The 23,857-nt window shown below is 57.8% G+C and carries 30 protein-coding genes; 3 read left to right on the top strand and 27 right to left on the bottom strand.

Going from position 1 to position 23,857, the window contains the following annotated elements:
* Positions 1-36: 36 nt before the first annotated feature.
* The 23 genes from BN871_RS09245 to BN871_RS09145 all read right to left on the bottom strand — a co-directional run bounded on the left by BN871_RS09245 (position 37) and on the right by BN871_RS09145 (position 17,550).
* Entirely contained in the window at positions 37-1,149 is a 1,113-nt protein-coding gene (locus BN871_RS09245) for a sugar ABC transporter substrate-binding protein (protein WP_021879535.1), read from the bottom strand.
* A gap of 286 nt (positions 1,150-1,435) precedes the next feature.
* Positions 1,436-2,914 carry a stage IV sporulation protein A gene (gene spoIVA / locus BN871_RS09240; RefSeq protein WP_048745534.1) on the bottom strand — a complete coding sequence of 493 codons (1,479 nt, stop codon included), beginning with the start codon at positions 2,912-2,914 and terminating at the stop codon, positions 1,436-1,438.
* 274 nt (positions 2,915-3,188) lie between these two features.
* On the bottom strand, positions 3,189-3,956 hold the full coding sequence (locus BN871_RS09235) for a hypothetical protein (RefSeq protein ID WP_127506566.1): 768 nt from the start codon (positions 3,954-3,956) through the stop codon (positions 3,189-3,191).
* Between the two features lie 19 nt (positions 3,957-3,975).
* A complete protein-coding gene (locus BN871_RS09230) occupies positions 3,976-4,344 on the bottom strand; it encodes a 2Fe-2S iron-sulfur cluster-binding protein (protein ID WP_127506568.1) in 369 nt (122 codons plus the stop codon).
* A 30-nt stretch (positions 4,345-4,374) separates the two neighbouring features.
* On the bottom strand, positions 4,375-4,671 hold the full coding sequence (locus BN871_RS09225; RefSeq protein ID WP_048745532.1) for a 2Fe-2S iron-sulfur cluster-binding protein: 297 nt from the start codon (positions 4,669-4,671) through the stop codon (positions 4,375-4,377).
* A gap of 17 nt (positions 4,672-4,688) precedes the next feature.
* Complete coding sequence (locus tag BN871_RS09220; protein ID WP_021879539.1) at positions 4,689-4,877, bottom strand: DUF2768 family protein; 189 nt, start codon at positions 4,875-4,877, stop codon at positions 4,689-4,691.
* A 142-nt stretch (positions 4,878-5,019) separates the two neighbouring features.
* Positions 5,020-5,295, bottom strand: a complete 276-nt coding sequence (locus BN871_RS09215) for a stage VI sporulation protein F (RefSeq protein ID WP_127506639.1) — start codon at positions 5,293-5,295, stop codon at positions 5,020-5,022.
* A gap of 118 nt (positions 5,296-5,413) precedes the next feature.
* Positions 5,414-6,445: an NAD(P)H-dependent glycerol-3-phosphate dehydrogenase gene (locus BN871_RS09210; protein ID WP_048745531.1), complete on the bottom strand. Its 1,032-nt coding sequence runs from the start codon at positions 6,443-6,445 to the stop codon at positions 5,414-5,416.
* 8 nt (positions 6,446-6,453) lie between these two features.
* A complete protein-coding gene (plsY, locus tag BN871_RS09205) occupies positions 6,454-7,053 on the bottom strand; it encodes a glycerol-3-phosphate 1-O-acyltransferase PlsY (RefSeq protein WP_048745530.1) in 600 nt (199 codons plus the stop codon).
* A 12-nt stretch (positions 7,054-7,065) separates the two neighbouring features.
* Positions 7,066-8,388, bottom strand: coding sequence for a ribosome biogenesis GTPase Der (gene der / locus BN871_RS09200; protein WP_048745527.1), 1,323 nt, complete (start codon positions 8,386-8,388; stop codon positions 7,066-7,068).
* A gap of 100 nt (positions 8,389-8,488) precedes the next feature.
* A complete protein-coding gene (locus tag BN871_RS09195; RefSeq protein WP_048745525.1) occupies positions 8,489-8,671 on the bottom strand; it encodes a capping complex subunit for YIEGIA in 183 nt (60 codons plus the stop codon).
* Positions 8,664-9,590: a YIEGIA family protein gene (locus BN871_RS09190; RefSeq protein WP_048745523.1), complete on the bottom strand. Its 927-nt coding sequence runs from the start codon at positions 9,588-9,590 to the stop codon at positions 8,664-8,666. Before BN871_RS09190 ends, BN871_RS09195 begins: the two co-directional genes overlap by 8 nt.
* Before the next feature lie 2 nt (positions 9,591-9,592).
* Positions 9,593-10,231: a hypothetical protein gene (locus tag BN871_RS09185; RefSeq protein ID WP_157060246.1), complete on the bottom strand. Its 639-nt coding sequence runs from the start codon at positions 10,229-10,231 to the stop codon at positions 9,593-9,595.
* 153 nt (positions 10,232-10,384) lie between these two features.
* A complete protein-coding gene (gene rpsA, locus BN871_RS09180) occupies positions 10,385-11,635 on the bottom strand; it encodes a 30S ribosomal protein S1 (protein WP_048745518.1) in 1,251 nt (416 codons plus the stop codon).
* A 127-nt stretch (positions 11,636-11,762) separates the two neighbouring features.
* On the bottom strand, positions 11,763-12,335 hold the full coding sequence (locus BN871_RS09175; RefSeq protein WP_048745515.1) for a 1-acyl-sn-glycerol-3-phosphate acyltransferase: 573 nt from the start codon (positions 12,333-12,335) through the stop codon (positions 11,763-11,765).
* Complete coding sequence (gene cmk / locus BN871_RS09170; RefSeq protein ID WP_048745513.1) at positions 12,332-13,039, bottom strand: (d)CMP kinase; 708 nt, start codon at positions 13,037-13,039, stop codon at positions 12,332-12,334. The genes BN871_RS09175 and cmk overlap by 4 nt, the downstream gene beginning before the upstream one ends.
* 118 nt (positions 13,040-13,157) lie before the next feature.
* The gene (locus tag BN871_RS27560; RefSeq protein WP_157053894.1) at positions 13,158-13,313 is read right to left on the bottom strand and encodes a hypothetical protein; all 156 of its coding nucleotides are present in this window, start codon (positions 13,311-13,313) and stop codon (positions 13,158-13,160) included.
* 79 nt (positions 13,314-13,392) lie between these two features.
* Positions 13,393-14,043 (bottom strand): flagellar brake protein, encoded by a 651-nt coding sequence (locus tag BN871_RS09165; protein WP_174806338.1) that lies wholly within the window; start codon positions 14,041-14,043, stop codon positions 13,393-13,395.
* A gap of 92 nt (positions 14,044-14,135) precedes the next feature.
* On the bottom strand, positions 14,136-15,482 hold the full coding sequence (ypeB, locus tag BN871_RS09160) for a germination protein YpeB (protein WP_048745510.1): 1,347 nt from the start codon (positions 15,480-15,482) through the stop codon (positions 14,136-14,138).
* An 80-nt stretch (positions 15,483-15,562) separates the two neighbouring features.
* A complete protein-coding gene (locus BN871_RS28285) occupies positions 15,563-15,721 on the bottom strand; it encodes a hypothetical protein (RefSeq protein ID WP_021878400.1) in 159 nt (52 codons plus the stop codon).
* A gap of 58 nt (positions 15,722-15,779) precedes the next feature.
* On the bottom strand, positions 15,780-16,475 hold the full coding sequence (prsW, locus tag BN871_RS09155) for a glutamic-type intramembrane protease PrsW (RefSeq protein ID WP_048745508.1): 696 nt from the start codon (positions 16,473-16,475) through the stop codon (positions 15,780-15,782).
* Positions 16,476-16,579: 104 nt separating this feature from the next.
* Positions 16,580-17,194, bottom strand: a complete 615-nt coding sequence (locus BN871_RS09150; RefSeq protein ID WP_021878398.1) for a genetic competence negative regulator — start codon at positions 17,192-17,194, stop codon at positions 16,580-16,582.
* A 164-nt stretch (positions 17,195-17,358) separates the two neighbouring features.
* Positions 17,359-17,550 carry a hypothetical protein gene (locus BN871_RS09145; RefSeq protein ID WP_048745507.1) on the bottom strand — a complete coding sequence of 64 codons (192 nt, stop codon included), beginning with the start codon at positions 17,548-17,550 and terminating at the stop codon, positions 17,359-17,361.
* 344 nt (positions 17,551-17,894) lie between these two features.
* On the opposite strand from BN871_RS09145, the gene BN871_RS09140 reads away from it, so the two are divergent.
* Complete coding sequence (locus BN871_RS09140; protein ID WP_048745506.1) at positions 17,895-18,758, top strand: polysaccharide deacetylase family protein; 864 nt, start codon at positions 17,895-17,897, stop codon at positions 18,756-18,758.
* On the opposite strand, the gene BN871_RS09135 is transcribed toward BN871_RS09140, so the two are convergent.
* Genes BN871_RS09135 through BN871_RS09125 form a run of 3 tightly spaced genes read right to left on the bottom strand, consistent with a single transcriptional unit; the run spans position 18,713 to position 20,492 of the window.
* Positions 18,713-19,633 carry a metallophosphoesterase gene (locus tag BN871_RS09135; RefSeq protein ID WP_048745505.1) on the bottom strand — a complete coding sequence of 307 codons (921 nt, stop codon included), beginning with the start codon at positions 19,631-19,633 and terminating at the stop codon, positions 18,713-18,715. The two genes, BN871_RS09140 and BN871_RS09135, sit on opposite strands and share 46 nt — an antisense overlap.
* Positions 19,618-19,902: a hypothetical protein gene (locus tag BN871_RS09130; protein ID WP_021878395.1), complete on the bottom strand. Its 285-nt coding sequence runs from the start codon at positions 19,900-19,902 to the stop codon at positions 19,618-19,620. Before BN871_RS09130 ends, BN871_RS09135 begins: the two co-directional genes overlap by 16 nt.
* Positions 19,899-20,492, bottom strand: a complete 594-nt coding sequence (locus BN871_RS09125) for a CPBP family intramembrane glutamic endopeptidase (protein ID WP_048745504.1) — start codon at positions 20,490-20,492, stop codon at positions 19,899-19,901. Before BN871_RS09125 ends, BN871_RS09130 begins: the two co-directional genes overlap by 4 nt.
* 61 nt (positions 20,493-20,553) lie before the next feature.
* Here BN871_RS09125 and BN871_RS09120 point away from each other — a divergent pair, with 61 nt between their 5' ends.
* Complete coding sequence (locus BN871_RS09120) at positions 20,554-21,474, top strand: hypothetical protein (protein WP_021878393.1); 921 nt, start codon at positions 20,554-20,556, stop codon at positions 21,472-21,474.
* 3 nt (positions 21,475-21,477) lie between these two features.
* On the opposite strand, the gene BN871_RS09115 is transcribed toward BN871_RS09120, so the two are convergent.
* The gene (locus BN871_RS09115) at positions 21,478-21,819 is read right to left on the bottom strand and encodes a rhodanese-like domain-containing protein (protein ID WP_048745503.1); all 342 of its coding nucleotides are present in this window, start codon (positions 21,817-21,819) and stop codon (positions 21,478-21,480) included.
* Between the two features lie 361 nt (positions 21,820-22,180).
* Between BN871_RS09115 and serA the strand changes: the two genes are divergently transcribed.
* Positions 22,181-23,773 carry a phosphoglycerate dehydrogenase gene (gene serA, locus BN871_RS09110; protein ID WP_048745502.1) on the top strand — a complete coding sequence of 531 codons (1,593 nt, stop codon included), beginning with the start codon at positions 22,181-22,183 and terminating at the stop codon, positions 23,771-23,773.
* Positions 23,774-23,857 lie beyond the last annotated feature (84 nt).

The raw sequence follows: 23,857 nt of genomic DNA, 5'->3' as shown, positions 1-23,857 counted from the left end.
TGTTTGTTGCTTGCTTGTTCGTTGCTTGCTTATCCCTTAATTGCCCGTCTTGCCCATCCAATCGGCGATTCCCTGCTCGCTCTTGCCCCATCCCTCGACATACTCGCTCAGCTCGGTCGTGTTGATCTTCTTGTCCTTCGGCAATGCGTCGCGGGTGACGGCAACCGCATCAAGGACGACCTTGTCTTCGGTTTTGTCGCCATGCAGCTTCTGGTACAGGTACCGCGCCTGCACGCGGCCGATATCCTTCGGATCCACGGCAACCGAGGCGATCCACGGCGAGTTCGGATCCTGGATCATCTGGAGGTCCTCGTCGCTCATGTCGATGCCGTAGACTTTGATTTCATTGCGGCCCGCTTGCTGGATGGCGCGGACGGCTCCTTTGGCGAATTCATCCCACGATGCCCATACAGCGGCAATGTCCCCTTTGTTCGGATATTGCTTGAGGATGGCTTCCATCTGGTTCTGCGTATCCAGCGCCGGCTTGTCCGCCGTGCCGAAATGCGCGATCTCCTTGATATCCGGGTTCGCATCCATGAACTTCTTGTACGAAATCTGGCGTCTTTCCATCGGCGCAAAGCCTGCAACCCACACCTTGACGATGTTCCCTTTGCCGCCGATATCCGTTTTCAGCTTCTCCAGCGACTTTTCCGCCATATCCTGGTCGTTCTGCTGCAGCACGGTGACTCCCGGCACCGTAATGTCGGCATCGAACGCTACGACCGGAATTCCCTTGCCGACCGCTTTCTCTACGCCGGACTTCAGCGCTTCCGCCGTTCCGTGGTCGGTAAGGATGCCGTCTACGCCGCCGTTGACCGCAGCCTCAAGCTTGGAAGACATCTCGGCCAGATTGTTGCCCGAGGCCTGCACCTGCACCGTGCCTCCGAAGCTCTCGACCTGCTCCTTCACGCCGGCAACGTATTGGGCGGAAAACGCCCCTTCGTTGAACTGCATGATGAGCGCGATCTTTTTGCCCTTCAGCGAATCGTTGCCTTCGCCGAGCGTAGCGAGAATTCCGTTCGATTTGCCGGCTGCCGCGCTTCCGCCCGCTCCGTCCGCCTCGGAATTATTGCCTTTCTGCCCGCATGCGGCCGTACCCAATAAAGCTGCCGCTGCGAGAACGACCAGTGATTTTTTGCCCCAGTTCATCTCTGTATTTCCTCCCCCGTCATGTCAAGCTTCCTGAATGTGCTTGTTAAGCAACATCATAGCATTTTATCCAAGCATGTCAATCGGATTTAAGTGATTTGACGTCGAAATTGCTCGAATATTTTGGATAGGGATAATTATAGAACTTCACGAATAATATTCAAGCTTTTTTTTGTTTAAAGCGCTGTCGCCCCAAAATATTCCAGAAAAATAGTCCAACCGATCTCTTCCCGCGCACGCAAAAAACCGGAGGGCGATAAGCCCCCCGGCGTTCAACAACAATTCATTAGAGAATGATCGCGATAAGGCCTCCGGAGCCTTCGTTGATGATCCTTCCCAGCGTTTCCTGCAGCTTGTAGCGGGCATTGTCGGGCATCATCGCAATCTTGCCCTGGATGCCTTCCCTCACGATGGAATGCAGCGAACGGCCGAACATGTCTGAATCCCATACCTTGATCGGATCGTTCTCGAAGTCCTGCATGAGGTATCTCACGAGCTCCTCGCTTTGCTTCTCCGTCCCGATGATCGGAGCGAACTCCGATTCCACGTCCACTCGAATCATATGGATGGAAGGCGCCGTCGCCTTCAGCCTGACCCCGAAGCGGGAGCCTTGACGGATCAGCTCCGGCTCGTCAAGCTGCATCTCGGCAAGGGTCGGAGCCGCGATGCCGTAGCCGGTCGTCTTGACCATCTCCAGCGCTTCCGCGAAGCGGTCGTATTCCCGCTTGGCATGAGTGAAATCCTGCATGAGCTGCAGCAGATGGTCCTTGCCTCGGATTTCGACGCCGACCACTTCCATCAGAATCTGGTCGTACAGCTCATCCGGGGCGTACAGGTCGATCTCCGCTACGCCCTGCCCCATATTCATGTCGCTGAGGCCGGCTCTGGAGATGAAGTCGTATTCCATGAATTGGGCGACGACACGATCCACATCGCGCAGCCTGCGGATGTCCTGGACCGTATCGCGGACCGAATTTTCGAAGTTGCTTCTCAGCCAATGGCTTTCGTTCAGCACCATGACCCAGCTGGGCAGGTTGACGTTGACCTCATGCACAGGGAACTCGTAGAGCACCTCGCGGAGGACGGAGGTCACTTCCTCCTCGCCCATGGTTGCCGCGCTCAGCGTCATGACCGGAATGTCGTATTTGGCTTGAAGCTCGCCGCGAAGCTGCAGGGCTTCATCGCTTTTCGGACGGGTGGAGTTGATGATGAGCACGAACGGCTTGCCGACTTCCTTCAGCTCGGCGATGACCCGTTCTTCGGATTCGACATACGAGCTGCGGGGAATTTCGGCAATCGTGCCGTCCGTCGTAACGACCACGCCGAGAGTGGAATGCTCCTGGATGACCTTGCGGGTTCCGATTTCCGCCGCTTCCTGGAACGGAATCGGCTCCTCGAACCAAGGCGTCGTGATCATCCGGGGGCCGTTCTCGTCCTCGTAGCCTTTGGCGCCATCCACAGCGTATCCGACGCAATCGACGAGGCGGACGTTGACTTCCAGGCCTTCGGCGACATGAATGCGGACAGCCTGGTTCGGAACGAACTTAGGCTCCGTCGTCATGATCGTCTTGCCTGCCGCGCTTTGCGGAAGCTCATCCACCGCACGGACGCGGTCCACCTCGCTCGTAATGTTGGGAAGTACGGTCGTTTCCATGAATCGCTTGATGAACGTCGACTTGCCTGTTCGGACCGCACCGACGACGCCGAGGTAGATGTCTCCGCCGGTACGCTCCGCGATGTCCTTGAAAATATCCACTTTTTCCACTTTCAGATCCCCTCCCAATCGAATATCCGGTTCGTCGCCTTCCACCGGTCAAGAGGGTAGGCAAGCGACGCAACTCGTACATGCTGTGGACTAGTAATAGCTTATTGTCCATCCTTCCGGATTATGACGGTTGCGTCCAACATTCTTGCATCCCGGTCCGGATATCCATAGCCCTTTCAAGATAGATTGATATGCCCCCGGTTAACAGAAAAGAACCTTCCGTCCCTCTCGCGCTTGGCGAAAAAGGGACAAGAAGGTTCTCGTCCTATACCTGCTATTCGGGCTGGGCCGCAGGTTCCCCATTGACAAGCTTGTACGGCGGCGATTTGACCGGCACGAAGTCGGTGTCCTCCGCCAGCAGCTGCCGCAGGTCGAGATCCGCTCCCACCTTGTCGAGGCCGCGCTTCTGAACGAAGCGCATCATGTCGCTTCCGTAATCGGCGTAGACCCGTCCCTTGTCGCTCAACATGAACGTCAAGGCGCCGCCGGAATACAGGCTGCGGACGGAAGGCTCCTTCTGGCCCAGCTTTTTGAAGTCGATCCTGCTGTAGCCTGGATAAGCTTCGCCGGCCGCCGGGAGCTCGCCTCCATGGCTGCGGCCGTACTGGTCGACCCAGCCCTGCACGTCGTTCACCGCCTGGAAGATCGTCAGCGGCATCAGCTTCACGGTCGGGTCCTTCTCCTCGTTCTGGATCAGGAAGTAATAGCTGCCGCCCTTCTCGAACGACGCCGCCGGCAGATCCGACATGAAGTTCTCCCGCTGCAGCTTGGGAAAGTCGATGACGAACTTCTCGTAGACCGGCGTTTCCTGCGTGGCGTTCTTGATCGGCAGAAGACCTTTCTTCTGCTGATAAAGATCGACCACCGCCTGCACCCCGGCAACGACGTCCATCGATGGAGCCTGGCTCTCGGCCATGCGCTCTCGCGGATACATGCAGCCGGACAAGCTTGCCGCCAGCATCACGGCGGCAGCGGCTCCCGCGATGCCTCGCCATTTGCGCCCCTCCGCCCGGCGGCCGAGGGTTCCTTCATTCACCATCATGCGATCCTCCTGCTTCGGATTAGCTTCGAAATCCCCGCAGCCAATCATCATCGTCTTCAGCGGCCTGACGCTCCAATTGACGTCTTACAGCTGCTTTCAGCGGACTTTCGGGTATGCTGACATGGCAATTGCCCGTTACCCTGCTCTGGCAGCCGAGCCGCTGATGTCCGTCGGTTCCAAGCTTGCGGCGCTCCACCTCGCTCAGGCGGGAAAGTCCCTGATCCCCGTGGTCGGGAAGCAGCGACATCTTGCACATGAGGCAGGCGGCTTTGCCGTCGCATCGGACGGGAACGCTGAGGCCCGCCTGCCTGGCAGCGCTCAGAAGCGTCGTGCCCGGCCTGACCTTGACGGTCTTCCCGGATGGCCAAAAGGTCGCCTCTGCCATGATCGCGCCGCCTCCTGTATGTAGGCTTTCTCGTTAGAAATAAGGCTTGTGCCGGACGACGATGACCGCATCGTCGCTGTTCACGACCGCCTGGCAGGACAATCGGAAGCCCTGATCCAGCTCTTCCGGCTCCAGACGATCCCATTCGGCGTCGGTGACGCCTTCCAGATGCTCCATGCCTTGATCGACATGGCAGCGGCAGCGGGCGCATGTTCCACGGCTGCAGTTGTAGCCCCATTCCGCCTTGGTCTCCACCGCATGCTGAAGCAGCGTGCGGCCTTTCACGGCATCCGCGTCCGTAGAGCGCGTGCGGCCGATGAGAGTAATCATCGTTGCATTCCCTCCGGTCAGACGATAATCGAAAACACGCCAAGAATAAAGCCGAACACCAGCATGGCGAATGCGGCCAGCGACAGAACGCCCCGCAGAATCCCCTTCGTTTTCATGCGGGCGAACGTAATCACCAATGCGGATATGACCATCAGGCCGATTCCGGCCAGCGAGATCCACATTACGGTCATCGGACTCGGTTGCATTTGTTCTGCCTCTCCATTCCTCCGGACCTTTTCCGAGCGATGCCGCCGTCCTGCAAAAGGCTTGTCCCCGGCCGCTCCGGAACGACGGACCGGGCAAGCCGAAGCTCAGCCGGTCCGAGGCCGTTCCAGGAACGCTGCGTCCTTATTTCTTGATCATCATTTTCATCAGGGCTTCCAGGTTGCCCATATTCATGCCGCTCGCCTTGACGGCTTTGACGATGTCGTTCATCGTCTGCTCCGATACCGGAACCTTCGCCATGGAGGCAACCTGCTTAACCAGCTTGCGAAGCTCTTCCTCACTCTGGATCGTCTCCGGAGTGACTCCGCTGGCGATTTTTTTAACCTGATTCTCTGTAATGTTTTTGCCGGTTTTCTTGTTGACTGCTCCAAGAATATCCTTCGGCGAATGTTTGCTCACCATTGTCGCCTCCCCAGTAATGATGGGGCTAGCGCCGGCCGAAGCCGGCGGCATAACCGCTCTAGCATCATCCTATGAGGAGAAGCCGCTGGGGGTGAGGGCGGATGCCGGGTAAGGACTACAGTTCGCCGGTGCGGTCCCGCAGCATGAGCATCTCCACCGCTTCGCGGGGATCCTTGCCCTCGAAGAGCACCTCGTAGAGCTGGTCCGTTATCGGCATCTCGACGCCGTAGCGCGCCGCGAGCGTCCGGGCGAAGCGGGTCGTTCGCACGCCTTCCACGACCATGCCGACCTTCTCCAGCACTTCGTCCAGAGACAGGCCGCTGGCGAGCAGCGAGCCCGCTCTCCAGTTGCGGCTATGCGGGCTCGTGCAGGTCGCGATGAGGTCGCCGACTCCGGCAAGCCCGGCGAACGTCATCATCGTCGCCCCCATCGCGGAGCCGAGCCGGCCGATTTCAGCCAAGCCGCGGGTCAGCAGCGCCGCCTTGGCGTTGTCGCCAAAGCCGAGTCCGTCGGAGAGGCCGGCTCCCAGCGCGATGATGTTCTTGATGGCGCCGGCGACCTCGACTCCGATGACATCGGGGTTGGTGTAGACCCGGAAGCAGGAATTGATGAAGGCGTCCTGCGCCCGTTTGGCCGGTCCAGGGAAGATCGAGGCGACGACAACCGTCGTCGGCAGCTTGCGCACGACCTCCTCCGCGTGACTCGGTCCGGAGAGCACGACGATTTCGCGCTCATCCCTTCCAAGCTCGCCCGCAAGCACCTGGGACATGCGCTCCAGCGTCTCCGCTTCAAATCCTTTGGTGGCATGGACGATGACGGCGTCCGGGCCGATCGACCCCGCCGCGGCGGCTGCTACTTCCCGCATTGCCGAGGAAGGGGCTGCGAACAGCACCAGCTCGGCTTCGCGAAGAGCTTCCTTCATGTCCGTCGTCGCGCGGAGCGCAGCCGCCAGCGGAATATCGGGCAAATAACGGGAGTTGGTGCGGCGCTGGCTGATCTCCTCCGCCTGTCCGGCGCTGCGGGTCCATATGGTCACCTCATGACCGTTGTCCGCAAGCACCGAAGACAGCGCCGTTCCCCAGCTGCCTGCGACAAGTACCGCTACGCGGAGGCGCCGCCGACCGTTGGTTTCCGCATTTGTCGGCATTGTGCTGCTCACCCTTTCTTCGTTCCGAGCTTGTTTTCCTGGCCGCGCGCCAGCTTGACGATATTGGTCCGATGGCGGACAAAAGCGAATAAGCATAACAGCATCGCTGCCCATAACGCCGGCTCGGCGCCTTCGAGGAAGAAAATGAATAATGGCGTCAACAAAGCGAAGACGAGCGAGCCGAGCGAAACGTAGCGGGTCAGAGCGATGACCGCGATCGCAATGATGCCGGCGATCAGGCAGGGAAGGAACGACAGAACGACGAGTGCTCCTACTGTCGTGGCGATTCCTTTGCCTCCCTTGAAGCGGAAATAAAGCGGCCAGTTATGGCCCATGATCGCGGCCAGTCCGCAAATGGCGGGCACCCAGTCCGAGTCCGGGACGAGCAGCTGCCCCAGCAGGACGGCGCAGACGCCTTTGGCGATGTCCAGCAGGAAGACGGCGATGCCGGGGCCTTTGCCGAGCACGCGGAGCGTATTGGTCGCTCCCGCGTTGCCGCTTCCATGCTGGCGGATATCAATGCCCTTCACATACCGTCCAATCAGTATGCTGAAGGAAACCGAGCCGAGCAGATAGCTCGCTGCAATCGCAAGGATGGATATGAGCAACGTTCTTCTCCCCTAGTCCTCATCCGACTTCCGACGCGTGAACAGACGGATCGGCGTGCCCTCGAAGTCGAACGCGGCGCGTATTTTGTTCTCCAGGTAGCGTTCGTAGGAGAAGTGCATGATCTCCGGCGCATTGACGAAGATGACGATCGTCGGCGGCCTTACGGCTACTTGCGTGACGTAGTTGATGCGCAGACGGCGGCCCTTGTCCGTAGGAGGAGGGTTGATCGCGACCGCATCGGAAATGACGTCATTGAGAAGATGGGTCTGTATGCGCAGGGAATGCTGCTCGGATACATGGTTGATGATCGGAAGCAGCTTGTGCAGGCGCGACTTCGTAAGAGCGGACAGGAAAGCGATCGGCGCATACGACATGAACAGGAAGTGATCCCGGATGTTCTGCGTGAAATGCTGCATCGACTTGTCGTCCTTGTCCACCGCGTCCCACTTGTTGACGACGAAAATGGAAGCCTTGCCGGCTTCATGGGAATAACCGGCTATATGCTTGTCCTGCTCGATGATGCCTTCCTCGGCATTGATCAGGATCAGAACGACATCCGCCCGCTCGATCGCCTTGAGCGATCTCATGACGCTGTATTTCTCCGTCGTTTCGTACACTTTGCCGCGCTTGCGCATGCCGGCCGTATCGATAAGAACATAACGCTGGCCGTCCTTCTCAAACGGGGTGTCGATCGCGTCGCGGGTCGTTCCCGCCACATCGCTGACGATAACGCGCTCTTCGCCGAGCAGCGCGTTGACGAGCGAGGACTTGCCGACATTCGGCCTGCCGATCAAGGCGACCTTGATGACATCCTCGTCGTAATGATCTTCTTCCAGTTCGGGAAGCTTCGATACGGCTTCGTCCAGAAGGTCGCCGATGCCGGTGCCATGGGAACCGGAAATGGCGATCGGGCTTCCGAAGCCGAGTCCGAAGAACTCGTAAATGTCTTCCATCCGGCCCTGATTGTCCACCTTGTTGACGGCTACGACAACCGGCTTGCGCGAACGGAACAGCATTTGAGCCACTTCTTCATCCGCAAGGGTAAGTCCGGTTTTGGCGTCGACCATGAAGATGATGACATCCGCTTCCTCGACAGCCAGTTCAGCCTGCATCCGGACTGATTTCATGATTTCGTCTTCGCCGTCAATCTCGATGCCGCCTGTATCGACGATGCTGAACGATCTTCCATTCCATTCACCGGTTCCATAGATCCGGTCACGCGTGACGCCAGGTTTATCCTCAACGATAGCCAGGCGGTCGCCTATGACCCGGTTGAAGATCGTGGATTTCCCCACATTAGGCCTGCCCACGATGGCTATAACGGGTCTTGCCATAGTATACACCCTCTCAAAAATACTCACGCCATCCATCATAGCAAAAAACAGCCTGGTTGGCTAACTTTTCAATGGTTTCCTATGGAAACGCAGGGTTCGCCTACCGGCTTCTGTCCACCAGGATGAACGATCCGTTTTTCAGATCATGCGCGGTCGCGTCCATGATCTTCTCCAGGAAAAATGCCGTTTCCTGGGCTTTTTCAGCATCTTTCTCAATAAAGATCGGAGCTCCGCCAGCCACGGATTCATGGCTGGTGCTGACAATGGCGACAATGCTAGCCATTCGATCCGCCCTCCCCCTGGTTGACTCCCGCTTTGGACGGCATTCGGACCGCCATCTCCAGCAGCGGGACACGCCCGGCGATTTCGCACGCCTTGGACAGGTCGCGCTCATGCGGAATGATGAAGACGCCGAGGCAGCCGCTGTCCAAATCCAGCTTGGCCAGAGGCACCAGGGCCGGCTCCCCTGTGTCGCTATGGAGGCCGAGAATCGTGGACAGATCGTAGAGAATCGCCTGCCTCTGTCCAAGATTCGACAAGGTGACCCGGCCGTTGGCGCTGCGGGGCTTGACGATGAGACCAAGGCCATGCTTCGCGATGATGTCCCGATTGCTCTGCAGCCCGACATTCATGATATAGATGTTGTCGACATAGAGATCCGGACCTTCGATCCTGACCTTGCCGGGAATAATATCCGCAATGGCAGAGATCGATTTTCCGGACTTCAATTTCCAAACGATAATTAAGGACAGCAATCCTCCTGCGATCCCGATCCAGAGATTGAAAGCGACGGCGAACAGGCTGGCGGCCATGGCGGCCATGATGACCAGATAATTGCGGCCTTCGAAAACCATAGCGATCCCCTCGATGTACGAAGTCCCTCTGGAGACGATTTCCATGGAATCCATCTTGCTCAGCGTCTCCCTTTCCATATTGCGCACCTCGCGGAACTGCTGGGCGGCAACCGTCAGAAAGGTGAGGGCCGTCAGGTTTTTCTGGTAAAGAGCCGGAACCGCCACCGCTCCAAGCGCCGAGGCGATCACTCCGAGCGAGATATGGATGATCTGGCCGTGCGGGTAAGTGGGATACTGCCTGTAATCCGTGCGCAGCAGCAGGATCCGGGCAAGCAAGCCGAAGGCGATGCCGGCCATCACGCCGACGACCATTCGATGCTCATGCAAGTAATTCGACAAGTCGTCCATCCTCATATATCCCCTTCCCTGTTATCCATCCGCTGAACGAACAAGCGCGAGAATCCGGACGCTGCCGCGGAAATGACAACGGTCAGAAGACGGCATGACGCTGCGGCTGCGGCAAAGCCGTCCCACCAGCCGGCCTTGCCGATGACGGACGCGGCACCAATCGTTGAGGGAAGCCATGCGGGAAAAACCGAGGCGATCCAGTAGCCCACGGCGATAATGACCAATTGATTGACCGCCCGCAGAGAGAGCAGGGCAGCGAGCATGCCGCATAAGATCGGAATGTCCCAGCCCGCCCTCACGACGGTCAGCAGCGGGCTTGAAGCATACATTGTGTTCATCCATGCCATAAGCAGCCCCAGAAGCAGGCCGCAGCCCGCCGTATAGAAGCGGTCTCCGCGCGGAACTCCGAGCCGCCAGACCGCCAGGCAGGCCAGCAGCAGGGCAGCGGCCGACGCGCTTGCCCTCAAGCCCCATGGCAGATCAACCTCGATCCGGGACAGCATGATCATGCCGGCGATGCCTGCCGCCGCCATCCTCCAGCCCAGTCCTCCAGCCGCTTCCTTGTTCCAGCCGGTCGCAAGCAGGATGAGCCAGACGGCTGCGAGCTCCAATGCCAGAAATCCTTCTTCCATTCCACTCATTGCCTGCACCTCCTACGCGTATTATGCGCGAAGTGCCGAGGTTTGAATCGCGGAGCGGAAGCAAATAAAAAAAGCCTTTCCGACCTGAATCGGAAAGGCTTTCGAGCCGATGCGGCCCTAGCGCACGAGAAGCGCGGGGCTGCATCGCCTGGATCACTTGAATTTGCTCAGCTTGTCGCCGAAGCGCTCGCCAAGGTTGAAGCTCATGCTTTGGTTGCTCAGGGAGACGTTCGGGTTGTCGATCTTCTCCTTGAATCCGCCGCGGTCGGAACGCTCGCGCTGAGGACGCTCGGCGCGCGGAGCTTGCTCCGGAGCTTCTTCCGTTTCTTTGATGCTCAGGCTTACGCGCTTCTCGGACGGGTTGAAGTCAAGGATTTTGGCTTGAACTTCTTGGCCTTCCTTGAGCACTTCCTGAGGAGTCGCCACGTGGCGGTGAGCGATTTGGGAAATATGAACGAGGCCTTCCACTCCAGGAGCGATCTCAACGAAAGCTCCGAAGGTTACGAGGCGGCGAACGGTACCCGTTACGATGTCGCCCGTTTTGAATTGGCCGCTTACGGATTCCCAAGGTCCCGGTTGGGCAGCTTTGATGCTGAGGCTGATTTTGCCGGCGTTAGGGTCCAGCTTGAGGACTTTGACGCGGACGGATTGGCCTTCCGTTACGACATCCTTCGGATGCGCAACATGCTGCCAGGACATTTCGGAAACGTGAACAAGACCGTCAACGCCGCCGATATCGACGAACGCGCCGAACGGAGTCAGGCGTTGAACCGTTCCGTCAAGCTCTTGGCCGACTTCAAGGCCGGAAATGACGTTTTGCTTGTTTTTCTCGAATTCCTGCTCCAAGACATCTTTGGCGGAGAGGATGATTTTGTTGTTTTCGCGGTCGATTTCCTTGATCTTGACGTTCAGGGTACGGCCCTTGTAGTCTTTGAAGTCCTCGACGAAATGACGCTCCACCATGGAAGCCGGAATGAAGCCGCGCACGCCTACGTCGACGACGAGACCGCCCTTGACGACGTCAGCCACGGTAACTTCAAGAACTTCGCCAGCTTCGAATTGGGCTTGCAGGGAATCCCAAGCCTTTTCGCCGTCGACGGCTTTCTTGGAGAGAACGAGCTTCTCCTTCTCGTCGTCGATCGTGATGACCTTCAGCGTGATTTCCTCGCCGAGCTTCACCGCGTCATTGGCGCTGTCCAGCTGTACGGAGCTGAGCTCGCGCAGCGGAACGACACCGTCATATTTATAACCTAGGCTTACGGTTGCCTGGTTGTCTTCAACTTTCACAATCGTGCCGGTCACGATGTCGCCCTTTTTGAGGGAAACGATGTTCTCAAGCTCATCTTGGCTAAGACCTTGCTGAGATTCTTGGACAGAGTCCTGGATCTTTGTTTCTTCTGACATTGAAATAACCTCCTCAGTTCATACCCCAACTTTATTTAAACCCATATTGCACCATTGAAACGGAAGGGCGGGAACTTGGGCTCCCGATGGATCCCTACCCTGACAGGAACAAGGGAATAAAACATGCTTACGCTTGCTTGCGCAGTTCTTCGATTCGCATCATGATGGCTCTGGTCACCTGTTCCAGCGCATCTCCGGATGAATTCATGAATTCGGATAAGTCCACGGGCTTGCCGTAGGAGACGACCGTCTTGCGGAACAGCTTGTAAGACCCCGAGATGGCGACCGGTATGACGACCGCTCCGCTGCGCATGGCGATCATGGCCGCGCCTTTCTTGGCCGCGTCGCCTCCGCTGTTGCGGCTTCCTTCGGGGAAGATGCCCATGACGCTGCCTTCCTTGAGAAGCGCGATCGCCGTCTTGATGGAGTCCTTGCTCACTCCGCCGCGCTTGACGGGGAATGCGCCCAGAGCCCTGATCAAGGGGCCGAACAGCGGCACGTCGAACAGCTCGGCCTTAGCCATATAGTGGACCTTGCGGCTGAGCTTGATGCCGACAGTCGGCGGATCGAAATTGCTAATGTGGTTGGAGCAGAGAATGACAGGCCCATCGGCCGGTATGTTCTCCAGTCCCCTGGCTTCGAGACGGAACAGCAGGGCGTAGGCGCCTCTCAGGACAGCGCGGCAAAAGGTATAGATCATGGCAAGTTCGCCTCCGCCAGTTTTTTGCGGCTGAGCGATGCGATCGTGTCGATGACCCCGCTGGCAGAAATGCCGGTCGTATCCACCAGAATATGATCCGGCGTGCGGATCAGAGGCGAAACGGCGCGCTGCATGTCCTTGCGGTCCCTCTCCTCGATCTCCTTCTCCAGCTGCTGAAGCGTCAGCCCCGAAGCGGGATCCGTCTCTCGGAACCTTCTGAGCGCCCTTTCCTCGACGCTGGCCGTCAGATAGATCTTGAGCTCGGCATCCGGCAGCACATGCGAGCCGATGTCCCGGCCGTCCATGACGACGCCCTTGCCGTCCGCGAGCTTGCGCTGCTTGTCCGCCAGCAGCATCCGGACCCGATCGTTGGCCGCGACTTGGGAAACATTCAGATTGATGTCCCTCGAGCGGATCAAGGCCGTGATATCCTCTCCGTTCAGCAAGACGATCTGGCCGTCGGGTCCCGGAGCCAAGGAAATGTCCAGCCCCTCCGCATGTTCCGCCAGCGCGCCGTCGTCGCCGATGTCGATGCCGGCGTTACGCGCGCTCCATGTAACTGCGCGGTACATGGCGCCAGTATCGATATAAATATAGCCTAATGCCTCGGCAACGCTCCGGGCAACGGTGCTCTTGCCGGCACCGGCGGGTCCGTCGATCGCGATGTTGATGCGCTCGCCTCCCCCGTCGTGATGGGTACTCAAAGGGCGTTCCTCCAAGCGATGTCCATGAGAATTTCTCGTTCAAAATCAGTAAAAAAGCAGGCTGTGCCTGCCAAATAATTATATCACAGTCGACTGTTGGATGCAAAACAGTAACCGTCTATCGGAATTCCTCCCCCTCCTGGCTGCGGCGGCTGACGATATCCCCCCGGTCGGGAAGCAGGCATGCGGCAGCCTGGACGGCCAGCAAAGCTGCGAACAGAAGAAGAGCGCATGCGGCAAGTCCCCAAGTGACCTTGTCCTCCATCCTCCTCATCGGCCCATCCCTTCCAATCGTAGGAATATAGGCCTATGTTGCCCATTAAAAACTCCGTTATGTATGCCCGGGAACGAGATTACTTCCGGAATTCCAATTGCCGTTCGAAGCAGAAACGGATGATCCTTTGCCGGTCCGGCTCCGAGATCGTCGTGAATTTGATCATCGCCTGCTTCTTGCCCGTCTCCGTCATGTCGACACGGACAATTTCGCCCTTGAAGAAGGCATGCTCAAGCGTCCCGTTCTTGTAGGGCACGAGCAGCCAGCACTCCAGCTCCATTCCCTGCTCGACCGGCTTGGCCTTGTCGCAGAGGAACGAGATGCCGCCGCCGCCGATATCGTCCGTCATCGCCACGAACCGGATGCGGCCGCGGATGGACACCGCAAGCTCCAGATCGGCCGGCACCCGCAGGAAGCTGCGCCTCTGGATTTTCGTCATGCTGTCGGGATCGGCCTTGCGGATTCGAACGAGGCGGATGACGTCTTCCCGGAAGCCGAGAACATGGGAGTTGAAATAATGCTTGATGCCTTCCGAGCTGATGACATGGGCCGAAAGCTCGTCCCCGATATAAAGCTTTTTCAGCTTGCGGCTGGGCTCATGAAGCGGAACCTCGATGTATATGGCCTCGGCATCCTCGTCCGCGATTCGGGACTTGAAGACCATCTGAGCTTCTTCTTCGTCGGAAGAAGCCACTTGAATATATAGATTTTCGTTAACCCTAGGCAGCAAAATAGGCTCCCCCTCCCGTAATGCCATGATTATAGCATGTCGGATGATGGGGAGCCATATCGAAAAATGGGCTTTTTTGCCTGGAAGGCGGTCTAGGAGCGGCTCTCTCCCGGCAGTTCCTCCACCGCTTCCTCGAGCCCGCTGTCCGCATTCAGGTAGATGCGGTATTTGGTGCCGTTGCTCTCGCCTTTGAATTCGTAGCAGAGCACTTCCTGATTGTCGTCGTTCTTGATCAGGGCCAGCTTGGCCGGCGACTTTTTCATCGCCTCGCTCAGGCCGCCGCGCACCTTGGCCTCCGTCATCGCCGGCTTGCCGAGCTTGCGCTCCTTGTGCGAGAAGACATAGTCGCTAGCCTGCAGGCCGATCACATCGCCTTTGTCCAACGCGACCTTCACGCTGAGCTTGTCCGGATAGATCAGCACGCCGTTGTCGTTACCTACATAAGTGAATACCGCTTCCTTGCCGTATTCGTCGTAGGTGACGGGCGTCATTTTCTTGTAGCCGTGCTTGTCCAGGAATTCATCGGCTTTGTCGCGGGCTTCCTTCATGCCGATCTTCTTGTCGGCCACATCGCGGGGATGGACGAACCAGATCAGATCGCCTCCGCGGGAAGTAAAGTCCATCGCGATGTTTTTGCCTGTCCCCTTTTCCTTGACGACGGCGGAGAAGGATTTATAGTTGGTGTCCTTGCCGTTCTCGACGACCCGGATGCCTTCCGTCGAAGGCATGTCGAGGAACCTGGCCGCCTTGGTTTTGATCTCCTCGGCGGTAACGGGCCTGCCGCTCAGCATGCTCACGGATCTCTTCTCATACAAGCCGCTTACCGTCGGTCCCCAATCGACCGAAGCCATTTTGTCCATCCGGGAATCGACGTCCTTGAATCCGTCGACGATGACGTTGCCGGATTTCTGCTTGTCGGCGGCCATCGCCAATTCGACATCCATCCAACGGAGCTTGTCCTGGAGCACTTTATCCTGCACTTTTCCGAGCTCGTGGGCGATCTCGGCCGATTTTGCATACAAGGTTTTCATCGTGCTCATCTCGCCGTCGCTCAGCGGCTGCTTCGTCAAATCCCGCATGGATGCCTTGTAGGCGAAATTCGAAATATGCGACAGGAAGTCCTCGGTTTTATTGAAAGGAATCATCCTGACCGGCAGCTGGTTGATCTCGCTCTGCGCCTGGCTGGTCAGTCTCCACACATTGACGAGGCTTTTGCGCTGGTAGCCCTGGGAGGCGGCATTGACGGCCAGCGTGCTGCCGAGCTGGTGATGGAGCTGGTCCACATGATAGCTCAATTCATGGAATGCTTTCTGATACTGGTTTTCCGCCTTGACCAAGACCGAATTCTTCTCTTGATGCTCCTGGTAGCCCCAATAGATCGCGCCGACAAAAAGCAGCGTCATAACGGGAAAAAGCACACGGCTTAAACGTTGGTACATACGGCAAAAGCTCCTTTCTTATGCCAAACCTGGTGTTAGTTTGGTTGAAGGAAAGGAGCTTTATGCATGGGGCTATGACTTTATACCGGCAGCTCTTCGATTTCGAAATCATCGGTATTGCTGCACAGGCATTGCTTGAAGCCGGTATCGACTCTTCCCTGGTCCCTGCGGCCGCGAAGAACGAACTTCTCTCCGCAGAGCCGGCAGCGAATGCTGATCTTCACTCTTGCCTCATCCATATGCTTGCGTCCTCCCGCATTGAGCGTTTGTCTCTACAAGCAAGTATGGACGGAACGGTCAAAGCTTAACCTCTTCCTCCCTGCCCACGATCCGAAACGGAGAGCGGGAATTGGCCCTGCCGATCTTCCGGAGGCCCCAGATCCACAGCACCGCCATGAACGGCACGATGATCCATGCCCATTCCCTCGCTGTCGAGGTCAGGATCCAGTCGTACAAGCCGTGCCACAAGACAGGCAGAATCAAAGACAGCAGCAGGAACCTGCGGATATGGCGCTTGGGAGCGAACTTCGCCTTGCCGAAATAGTAGCCCATCATGATGCCGAACAAGGCATGTCCCGACACGGGCAGCAATGCCCTCAGCATCATCGTTCCGAAAGTGGACGGATAGAATACGGCGTACATGATGTTCTCCAGGGTGGCGAAGCCGAGGGAGACACTGGCCGCATAAACGATGCCGTCATACGGCTCGTCGAATTCCATGTGATTGTAGATGATATGATAAAGGACGAACCATTTGAACAATTCCTCGACGCCTCCGGAGAGGGCGAAGGAGAACAGAAGCGGATGGCTGCCGAGCCAGAGCTCCAGTCCTCTTTGGATGACCATGATCGGCACGACGACCAGCATGCCGGTGACGAACAGCCTGAAGACAAGATGGATGGGCTCGCTGTCGTAACGGTCCTTCAAGTACAAATAGGTGAGCAGCGAGATGCCCGGAGCCACTGCGGCCGTCAAAATTGAGAAAAGCAGCAAGGGATCCCCTGCCTCCTTCTTGTTGATGAAAGTATAGGTTCAGTCCCGTTCAGCACAAAAGAAGAGCATTCCCGATGGATCGCGAATGCTCTTGGCAACTGGGGCTAGGATTTAAAATGATGGCAAAGCCCGCGAACAGCATCGGCCGGCATGACTATCTTGCCGTACTCCTCCAAAACCGCGTAGGTAACCGAGGTCGCGTCTCCAAACTCCGCCAGGATGGCAATCATCGCATTCTGTCCCGCCGGTTCCGCCGAAGCGGTATCGAAAGCGAGAATCCAGCGTCCGTTGTATGCGTACAGTCTTCCTTCTTCCGTCAGTTCCGAGGCCGAAAGCTGCTTGGCTGCGGAGATGACATCCTCGAAATCCTTGAACATGTACATGATCGTGTCGCTGGATTCGAGCGTCACTTCCATCTCGTACATATCCTCGTCCGCATCGTCCTCGTCGGCACGTCCCGCGTCCGAGCTCACATTCATCTTGCCGCGGGTGACGATCACCACCATGCCTTGAGCCGGCATCGCGATGACTTCGACCGCAAGCGGTCCGTTCGCATCGAAGCCGAGTTCCGAATAGGCCTGGTCCATCATTTCGCTGAACAGCTCATGCACTTTCGGTATCTCGCGCCACATGTCGTCCTTCTGGATCCCGCGCTCCAGCAGGTCGTCGAACGTCAGAAAAATGCGAATTTTGTCTTGCCCCAACCGTTCGATCTTCATGACAGGATCCTCCTCTGCAGCATCGGATATAACAGCGTATGAAGCGCAAGCCATAATGTGCGGCATACGTGCCATATAACTATATTACCATCTATGAAGGAGGAATGCACGAGCAGGTCAAAAAAAACAGCCGCCTCCCAATATAGGGAAGCGGCCGGGAAGATTCAATGGGCAGCCGGGGACGACGAAGCTTCTGCGATGATCTTTTCCGATTCCTTTTTGACCTCCGGATCGCTGTTCACGAGCGCAGCGATCCGCTCCCAGGAACCGCTGTCCGCGACCCGGCCGGAGCTTTTCGCCGACGAGGATCTTGCGGGGCCGCGGCGCGTCGCCGCGCCGCTTTTGTCTCGGATCATTCCAGACATCGCTCTTCCGGCGGCCTTGGACCACAGCTCTCCGGCAATTCCCGACGCTACCGCTGCCGCCCCCGGCCTTTTGCGGGCAACATACAGGCTGCCGCCGCTCCAATCAAACTTCCGGCAATAAATCCTCCCAGTTTCATTTTATCTGCCTCCTAAGCGCCGTATCCGGCTGTTCATGATGGGAGTAGTATGCCCGGCCGACTCCTTCTCATCCATTCCGATTGGGTAAGCGAAGCAAGGTTTAATATGATAAAATGGGTGTCTTGGATCCGTTTTCCCGGTGTAGGGAAGGCTGGATCCCCATGAAAACAGCTTTGCTTGTGGAGGTTGAAACGCACATGAAATCCTATGCACTCCAGTCCATCGGACTTGCTGCCGCGGCAGCCGTCCTGCTGTCCGGCTGCGGAGGGAAGACGGACGGCGCAAGCGCATCCGGAACACCTGCTCCCTCCTCGCCGCCTGCCGTATCGGCCTCTCCTGCGCCGTCGGCGGCAGCGCCTTCGCCGACCTTGTCGCCGTCACCTTCGCCGCAGCCTTCGGCAACCCCGCAGCAGGCCGAAGCCAGATTCAAAATGAGCTCGAAAACATTCCGCTTCTCCCCCGTCGATCCGGAAACGTCGAACAAGGCCGTCCTGCTCACGTTCGATGACGGGCCGAAGGAAAAGGAAGAGCTTACGTCCATGCTCGACACGCTGGACAAGCACGGCGCCAAGGCGATCTTTTTCGTCAACGGGTACAGGGTGAAGCAAAATCCCGAGCTGCTGAAGCTCATCGACGAACGCGGACAGACGATCGGCAACCATTCCTGGGACCATATCGATCTCCATAAAAAAAGCAAAGCCGAGGTGCAAAAGCAGCTCGGCGATGTATCGGATCTGGTTGAGGAGCTGACGGGCAAACGGCCGCAGTTTTTCCGGCCGCCATTCGGAACCGGCGGAGATGTCGGCAAGGAAGTCGCCAAGGAAGACGGCATGCTGTACATGACCTGGTCGAACGGTTCCCTTGATTGGGATCTCAAGGCGACGAAGAAAGATCCCCAGCTCGTCATCAAAAACGTGCTGGAGCAGCTGCATCCCGGAGCCAACATCCTGATGCACGAGCTTCCGTGGACGAAGGAAGCCCTCGACAGCCTCCTGACGAAGCTCGAGGAAAAAGGCTACGGCTTCATCGACCCTGCCTCGATCGACTTGGAGCAAGGCTGATTGTCGCGGGTCAGCGACAGCAGATGGATGACAGGCGGACAATTCCAGCGGATCGGCGCTTTTGAAGTGCCGTATCCAGGACTCACCAGCATGCGGACCCTTTCGGGTCCGTTTTTGTCTTTTCCGGGCCAGCCCGCAAGATCGAACCATCCGGACGGAAACCTGCGGACGCTGGCCGTTCTCATCGCGGGTCCGATCCACGGCAGGATGATCTGCCCGCCGTGCGTATGCCCGGAAAGAACGAGATCGGCTTCAATCGTAGGATTGCGATGCGCGATGATGGGATCATGGGCTAGCATAATCGTAAATGGAGGATCGGACCGATTGTCGCCTTCGGCTCCCGCTGCATCAAGCGGCGTCTCCAAAGCAGCTTTCAGACGGTCCTTGCCCAAGCGCGGATCATCGACTCCGGCCAGCTTGAACGGCATCGCCCCGACTTGAAGCCATACATAACGATTCACAAGCACGGTGACTCCGCACCGTTCCAACAGCTTCGCCAAGGAGCCGATATCCTCGTCGTAATCGTGATTTCCGAACACCGCGTATACGGGAGCTATCCGAGCGAGCAGACGCATATTGTCCTCCACTCTATCGAGCGGAACGCCTTTCTCCCTCATATCTCCGCCGATCAGCACGATGTCGGCTCCTCCCTCGCCGCGTGCCTGAAGGAGGACTTCTTCATTGAGAATACGCCTGTGGATGTCGCTGATATACAGGATGCGATAGCCATCCAGCGCCTCGGGAAGGCGCTCGAGAGCAACCGTCTCGACTTCGATCCGGCTGCTTGCCGCTTCGGCCATCATCCGTCTGATCAACAGGACTGCCAGCCATGCAGCAGCGGCGGCGAGAATGGACAGCATCAGGTAGAAGCGCAAAGGCAAGCTCCTTTCCATGCTTCTGCCGCATCGTGGGTGCCTTCATGCGGGGCGAACAGGCTGCGTCCCCAGAAAAAGAGCGTGCAGGCCAGGACGATGAACAGCAGCATCAAGGTATTGACAAGCCATTTCGTCAGCTTGGGCTGCAAGGACGGATGTTTTTCCCGCCGCGGAGGGTAACCGTCGCCTTCAAGCTCAACCCCGGCTTCAACGGATGCCGTTTTCTGCTCCTGAGGCCTTCGTCTTCCGAATTTCTCGATCCTGCTCATGGCTGTCTCCTGTAGCGGATGATCATGCCCATGATGAAGTCGACGGCGAAATGGGCGGCGATCGGAGCCAGAAGCGTTCCGGTGCGGATATAGATCCAGCCAAGACCGTAACTGATGCCGAAGACGAGCGCGGTCGGAATCCAATGCTTCAAATACCGGACGTGGATAGCCGCGAACAGGATGCTGGTCCAATAAGCTCCAAGCGAATGCTGGATCGCGCCCCGGAACAGAAGCTCCTCGCATACGGCGACGACCAGGGACAAAAGGGCGATATGCCAGACCGGCCTGTTGCGGAAGATGCGTTCGTTCACGCCGCCGTCATCGGCCGCCTCCTCTGGCACCCAACGGGAAATGAACAGGTCTACCGCAAGAATAAGGAGGGCGAAACCGAAGCCCCAGTATAGAAAGGCGAGGCTGTCGGGCCAGCGGAACAGCGCAATCGAATTGCGGCCCTGAAAAAAACACCAGACCAAGCCGATAATGAGGGTAATAGCCTGCGTCATGTACAAGTTGAGCAGCAGCATCCGGTCGTCGAGCTCGTCTACCGAAACGCTCCGGACGCGAATGTTGCGGATGTCGAATTTTTTCATGTAGTCCCGCCTGTCTTGAAGGAATCGAAATCCGTTAATCTTTATCATCGAGGAGAAAACAATGGACAAACATCTCAGCCGCTATCAAATGCTATTCAGCCTCGGTTTCATCTTCATGCTCGTCGCTGCGGTAGGCGCATTTTTCGCCGGCGTCGAAGTGGGATCAAGCCGCACGGAATCCAGATACGAGGCCAAGAAGCTGATGGCCTCAGCCGCTTCCGCCAAAACCTCGTACTCCCAGCAAGATCTGGTATCGTTCTATCATACCGTATTTTCGCCTTACCGTGAATTTCAGAACGAATGGCTCGCCATGGAGAAGAAAGTGGAAACCCGGAACATACCGGCTTCCTCCTCTCTACTCAAGGACCTCGGAGATCTCGCGGACGAGAAGCGCAAGGAGATCGGATCGGTGCGCTCCGTCCCGGACTCAGGCCTTCTGGCCAGCGCAAGAAACGGTTATCTGGCCAGCCTCGACTCCATCTCGCAGGCTTCGGCTGCGGCGGCCAAGGCGGCATCCGGCCAGCCGGCGGACAGCTTCCTCGCCTCCCTCCGCAAGCAGCCGTCCTATAAGGATGCCGCCCGAAAAGGCTTGGCCGCGCAGAAGGATTATTATTCCTCCATGCTGAAGTGGGCAACCGGCATCGACGGCAGCATTCCGTCCGAAGCCGTCCTGACCGGCACGGTCCAAACGAGCGCATGGAAATCCTACCCGCTCCTCGTCAAGATCAAGCTGATGGCCGACCTGCTCGAGAAGCGCGGGAAGTGGACGGATTATTATCCCCAGGATCTTGCGGGATCCGTCGACGCCCTCCTTCAATCCGGCGAATCGCAGCGCCTGCATGCGTCGTCCATCAATGAGCTCGCCGATGTCGTTACCGGCACGGGAGCAGTCAGAGGCGGCGACTTCTGGACCATGAAGTCCCGTTTGTACGGCAAGGAGACGCTGCCTCAGCTGCCTTTCTTCCTGCCGCCGGACAACTAGGCCTTAATCATAGCTGAAGCCGAGCTCGGACGCGGCGGCGCTGATGCCCCCCGTCACGTTCACCAGATTGGAAAATCCCTGCTTGCGCATGTAATCCAGGACATATAGGCTCCTTACTCCGTGAGCGCACATGAGGTACCATTCCTGTCCGGCGTCGAGCTCCGGCAGATGCTCCGGTATGGAATTCATCGGAATATGGCGGGAGCCTTCCAGACGGTAGTATTCCCACTCGCCCTCTTCTCTCACATCGATGATCTGATCCATCCGGACGGCTCCGGAACGGACCCTTTCCAGCAGGTCCGAGGGTTGGATTTCCCTAATGGAAGGCTGTTGAAATGCTGACATGGGATGTTCTTCCTCCCCCTAGTGTTGGTAGGAAGAATGATAGCGAAAAAAAGCGCCTCCATCAAGTTTTGTCATTGCAATTAGGACTTCACCGCTTTAGAATAGTAGAGGTCAGCCAGCACCAGCATATGGTTACCAATGACAGGACCAAGGCGATTCCATCCCCGGCCCGCTTCGCAAGGCCCGGGCAGTTCTCCAGAAATTCCCGTCCCGGCTGGGCATTCCCATCGTCGGAACGGGCTTTTTTCTATATTGAACCACGATAGTCTGCATGATGTTCCTGCGCATACGGCTGCCGTCTCCTCGAAGGCGGCGCTGCACAGCGCCGTATGCCTACACCCCATTGCTAGGAGGCAATCCCATGTTCAAAGTGTTAGTATCCGATCCTATCAGCGATTTGGGCATCCAGCAGCTGATGGACGCTCCCGACGTATCGGTGGACAAGAAGCCCGGCCTCAGCGAGGACGAGCTTGTAGCCATCATCGGCGAATATGACGCCTTGCTGGTCCGCAGCCAAACGCGCGTGACGGCCAGAGTGCTTGAAGCCGGCACTTCCCTCAAGGTCGTCGGACGGGCGGGAGTCGGCGTGGACAACATCGATCTTCCTGCCGCTACAGGCAAAGGCATCATCGTCATCAACGCGCCGGACGGCAATACGATTACGACCTGCGAGCATACCTTCGCCATGATGATGGCTGTAGCCCGCCACATCCCGCAGGCTTACGCCAAAACCGTCAACGGCGAATGGGACCGCAAATCCTTCCTGGGGGTAGAGCTGCGGGGCAAGAAGCTCGGCGTCGTCGGCATGGGCCGGATCGGCAGCGAGGTGGCCAAGCGCGCCAAGGCGTTCGGCATGGACATTCTCGGCTACGATCCGTTCCTCACCGAAGAGAAAGCCGACAAGCTCGGCGTCACGCTGGCCAGCGTCGACGATATCGTGCGCGGCGCGGATTTCATGACCGTCCACACCCCGCTTACGCCGGAAACCCGCCACATGATCGGAGCGGAGCAGTTCAAGGTCATGAAGCCGGGCATGCGGATCGTCAACTGCGCCCGCGGCGGCATCGTGGACGAATATGCTCTCGTCGATGCCGTGAACGAAGGCATCGTGGCCGGAGCGGCCTTCGACGTCTTTGAATCGGAGCCTCCTGCAGCGGATCATCCTTTCCTGAACAATCCTAAAATCATCGTCACTCCGCATCTTGGCGCTTCGACCGTCGAAGCTCAAGAGAACGTCGCCATCGACGTGTCGGAGCAGGTGCTTCATATTCTTCGCAGCGAGCCTTTCGTGAATGCGGTCAATATGCCTCCGGTCGCCGCAGCGGTCATGACCAAGCTGCAGCCGTATTTCGAGCTCGGAGAAATGCTCGGCTCGCTGGCCGCCCAGATCACCGAAGGACCGGTCGCCGAAATAACGGTGGGCTATTCCGGCGATCTTGCCGAAGTAGACACCCAGCCTCTAACCCGATATATTATCAAAGGCGTGCTTGGACACCATCTGGGAAGCGACCAGGTCAACATCATCAACTCCCTGCATCTGGCCAAGGAGCGCGGCGTCAACGTCGTCATCAACCAGTCCCATGCCGCCAAGGACTTCACCAATCTGGTCACCGTATCGTTGCGCACCTCCGGCGAAAGCCGCCATGTCGCCGGCACGCTGCTGACCGGATACGGCCCCCGCATCGTGCAGATCGACAACTTCCCGGTTGACGTCGCTCCATCCGGCCATCTCGTCCTGATCTCCCATCATGACCGTCCGGGAATCATCGGCCGCATCGGAACGCTGCTCGGCTCGAACGAAGTCAACATCGCGACCATGCAGGTCGGACGCCAGGCCGAAGGCGGCGCCGCCATCATGGTCCTGACGGTAGACAAAGGCGTTCCGAGGAACGTGCTCGAACAGATGACGCAGCTCGACGAGCTCAAATCAGCCAAGGAAATCACGCTGTACTGATTTCTCCAGGTATAACAGCAACCCCCGGGCAGGCTGCCCGGGGGTTTTTTCCGCTGCTCAATATCCTCTTGGGCCGTTTCACGG

Origin of the sequence: Paenibacillus sp. P22 (assembly GCF_000469945.2) — a bacterium.
GTDB lineage: Bacteria > Bacillota > Bacilli > Paenibacillales > Paenibacillaceae > Paenibacillus_O > Paenibacillus_O humicus.
The sequence above is the reverse complement of the archived record's forward strand: the minus strand, read 5'-3'. Positions and strand labels throughout refer to the sequence as shown.

Excerpts from the sequence above, each read along its gene's own strand:
- BN871_RS09145 (WP_048745507.1), bottom strand. The coding sequence starts at position 17,550 with ATGATCCGAGACAAAAGCGGCGCGGCGACGCGCCGCGGCCCCGCAAGA.
- BN871_RS09120 (WP_021878393.1), top strand. The coding sequence starts at position 20,554 with ATGGACAAACATCTCAGCCGCTATCAAATGCTATTCAGCCTCGGTTTC.
- BN871_RS09125 (WP_048745504.1), bottom strand. The coding sequence starts at position 20,492 with ATGAAAAAATTCGACATCCGCAACATTCGCGTCCGGAGCGTTTCGGTA.
- ypeB (WP_048745510.1), bottom strand. The coding sequence starts at position 15,482 with ATGTACCAACGTTTAAGCCGTGTGCTTTTTCCCGTTATGACGCTGCTT.
- BN871_RS09115 (WP_048745503.1), bottom strand. The coding sequence starts at position 21,819 with ATGTCAGCATTTCAACAGCCTTCCATTAGGGAAATCCAACCCTCGGAC.
- BN871_RS09235 (WP_127506566.1), bottom strand. The coding sequence starts at position 3,956 with ATGATGGTGAATGAAGGAACCCTCGGCCGCCGGGCGGAGGGGCGCAAA.
- BN871_RS09150 (WP_021878398.1), bottom strand. The coding sequence starts at position 17,194 with ATGAAGATCGAACGGTTGGGGCAAGACAAAATTCGCATTTTTCTGACG.
- BN871_RS09245 (WP_021879535.1), bottom strand. The coding sequence starts at position 1,149 with ATGAACTGGGGCAAAAAATCACTGGTCGTTCTCGCAGCGGCAGCTTTA.
- BN871_RS09175 (WP_048745515.1), bottom strand. The coding sequence starts at position 12,335 with ATGATCTATACCTTTTGCCGCGCTGTCCTGAGAGGCGCCTACGCCCTG.
- BN871_RS09195 (WP_048745525.1), bottom strand. The coding sequence starts at position 8,671 with ATGGCTAGCATTGTCGCCATTGTCAGCACCAGCCATGAATCCGTGGCT.
- BN871_RS28285 (WP_021878400.1), bottom strand. The coding sequence starts at position 15,721 with ATGGATGAGGCAAGAGTGAAGATCAGCATTCGCTGCCGGCTCTGCGGA.
- BN871_RS09130 (WP_021878395.1), bottom strand. The coding sequence starts at position 19,902 with ATGAGCAGGATCGAGAAATTCGGAAGACGAAGGCCTCAGGAGCAGAAA.
- der (WP_048745527.1), bottom strand. The coding sequence starts at position 8,388 with ATGGCAAGACCCGTTATAGCCATCGTGGGCAGGCCTAATGTGGGGAAA.
- BN871_RS09225 (WP_048745532.1), bottom strand. The coding sequence starts at position 4,671 with ATGATTACTCTCATCGGCCGCACGCGCTCTACGGACGCGGATGCCGTG.
- BN871_RS09140 (WP_048745506.1), top strand. The coding sequence starts at position 17,895 with ATGAAATCCTATGCACTCCAGTCCATCGGACTTGCTGCCGCGGCAGCC.
- BN871_RS27560 (WP_157053894.1), bottom strand. The coding sequence starts at position 13,313 with ATGAGGAGGATGGAGGACAAGGTCACTTGGGGACTTGCCGCATGCGCT.
- BN871_RS09185 (WP_157060246.1), bottom strand. The coding sequence starts at position 10,231 with ATGAGTGGAATGGAAGAAGGATTTCTGGCATTGGAGCTCGCAGCCGTC.
- rpsA (WP_048745518.1), bottom strand. The coding sequence starts at position 11,635 with ATGTCAGAAGAAACAAAGATCCAGGACTCTGTCCAAGAATCTCAGCAA.
- serA (WP_048745502.1), top strand. The coding sequence starts at position 22,181 with ATGTTCAAAGTGTTAGTATCCGATCCTATCAGCGATTTGGGCATCCAG.
- BN871_RS09190 (WP_048745523.1), bottom strand. The coding sequence starts at position 9,590 with ATGGACGACTTGTCGAATTACTTGCATGAGCATCGAATGGTCGTCGGC.
- BN871_RS09210 (WP_048745531.1), bottom strand. The coding sequence starts at position 6,445 with ATGCCGACAAATGCGGAAACCAACGGTCGGCGGCGCCTCCGCGTAGCG.
- BN871_RS09220 (WP_021879539.1), bottom strand. The coding sequence starts at position 4,877 with ATGCAACCGAGTCCGATGACCGTAATGTGGATCTCGCTGGCCGGAATC.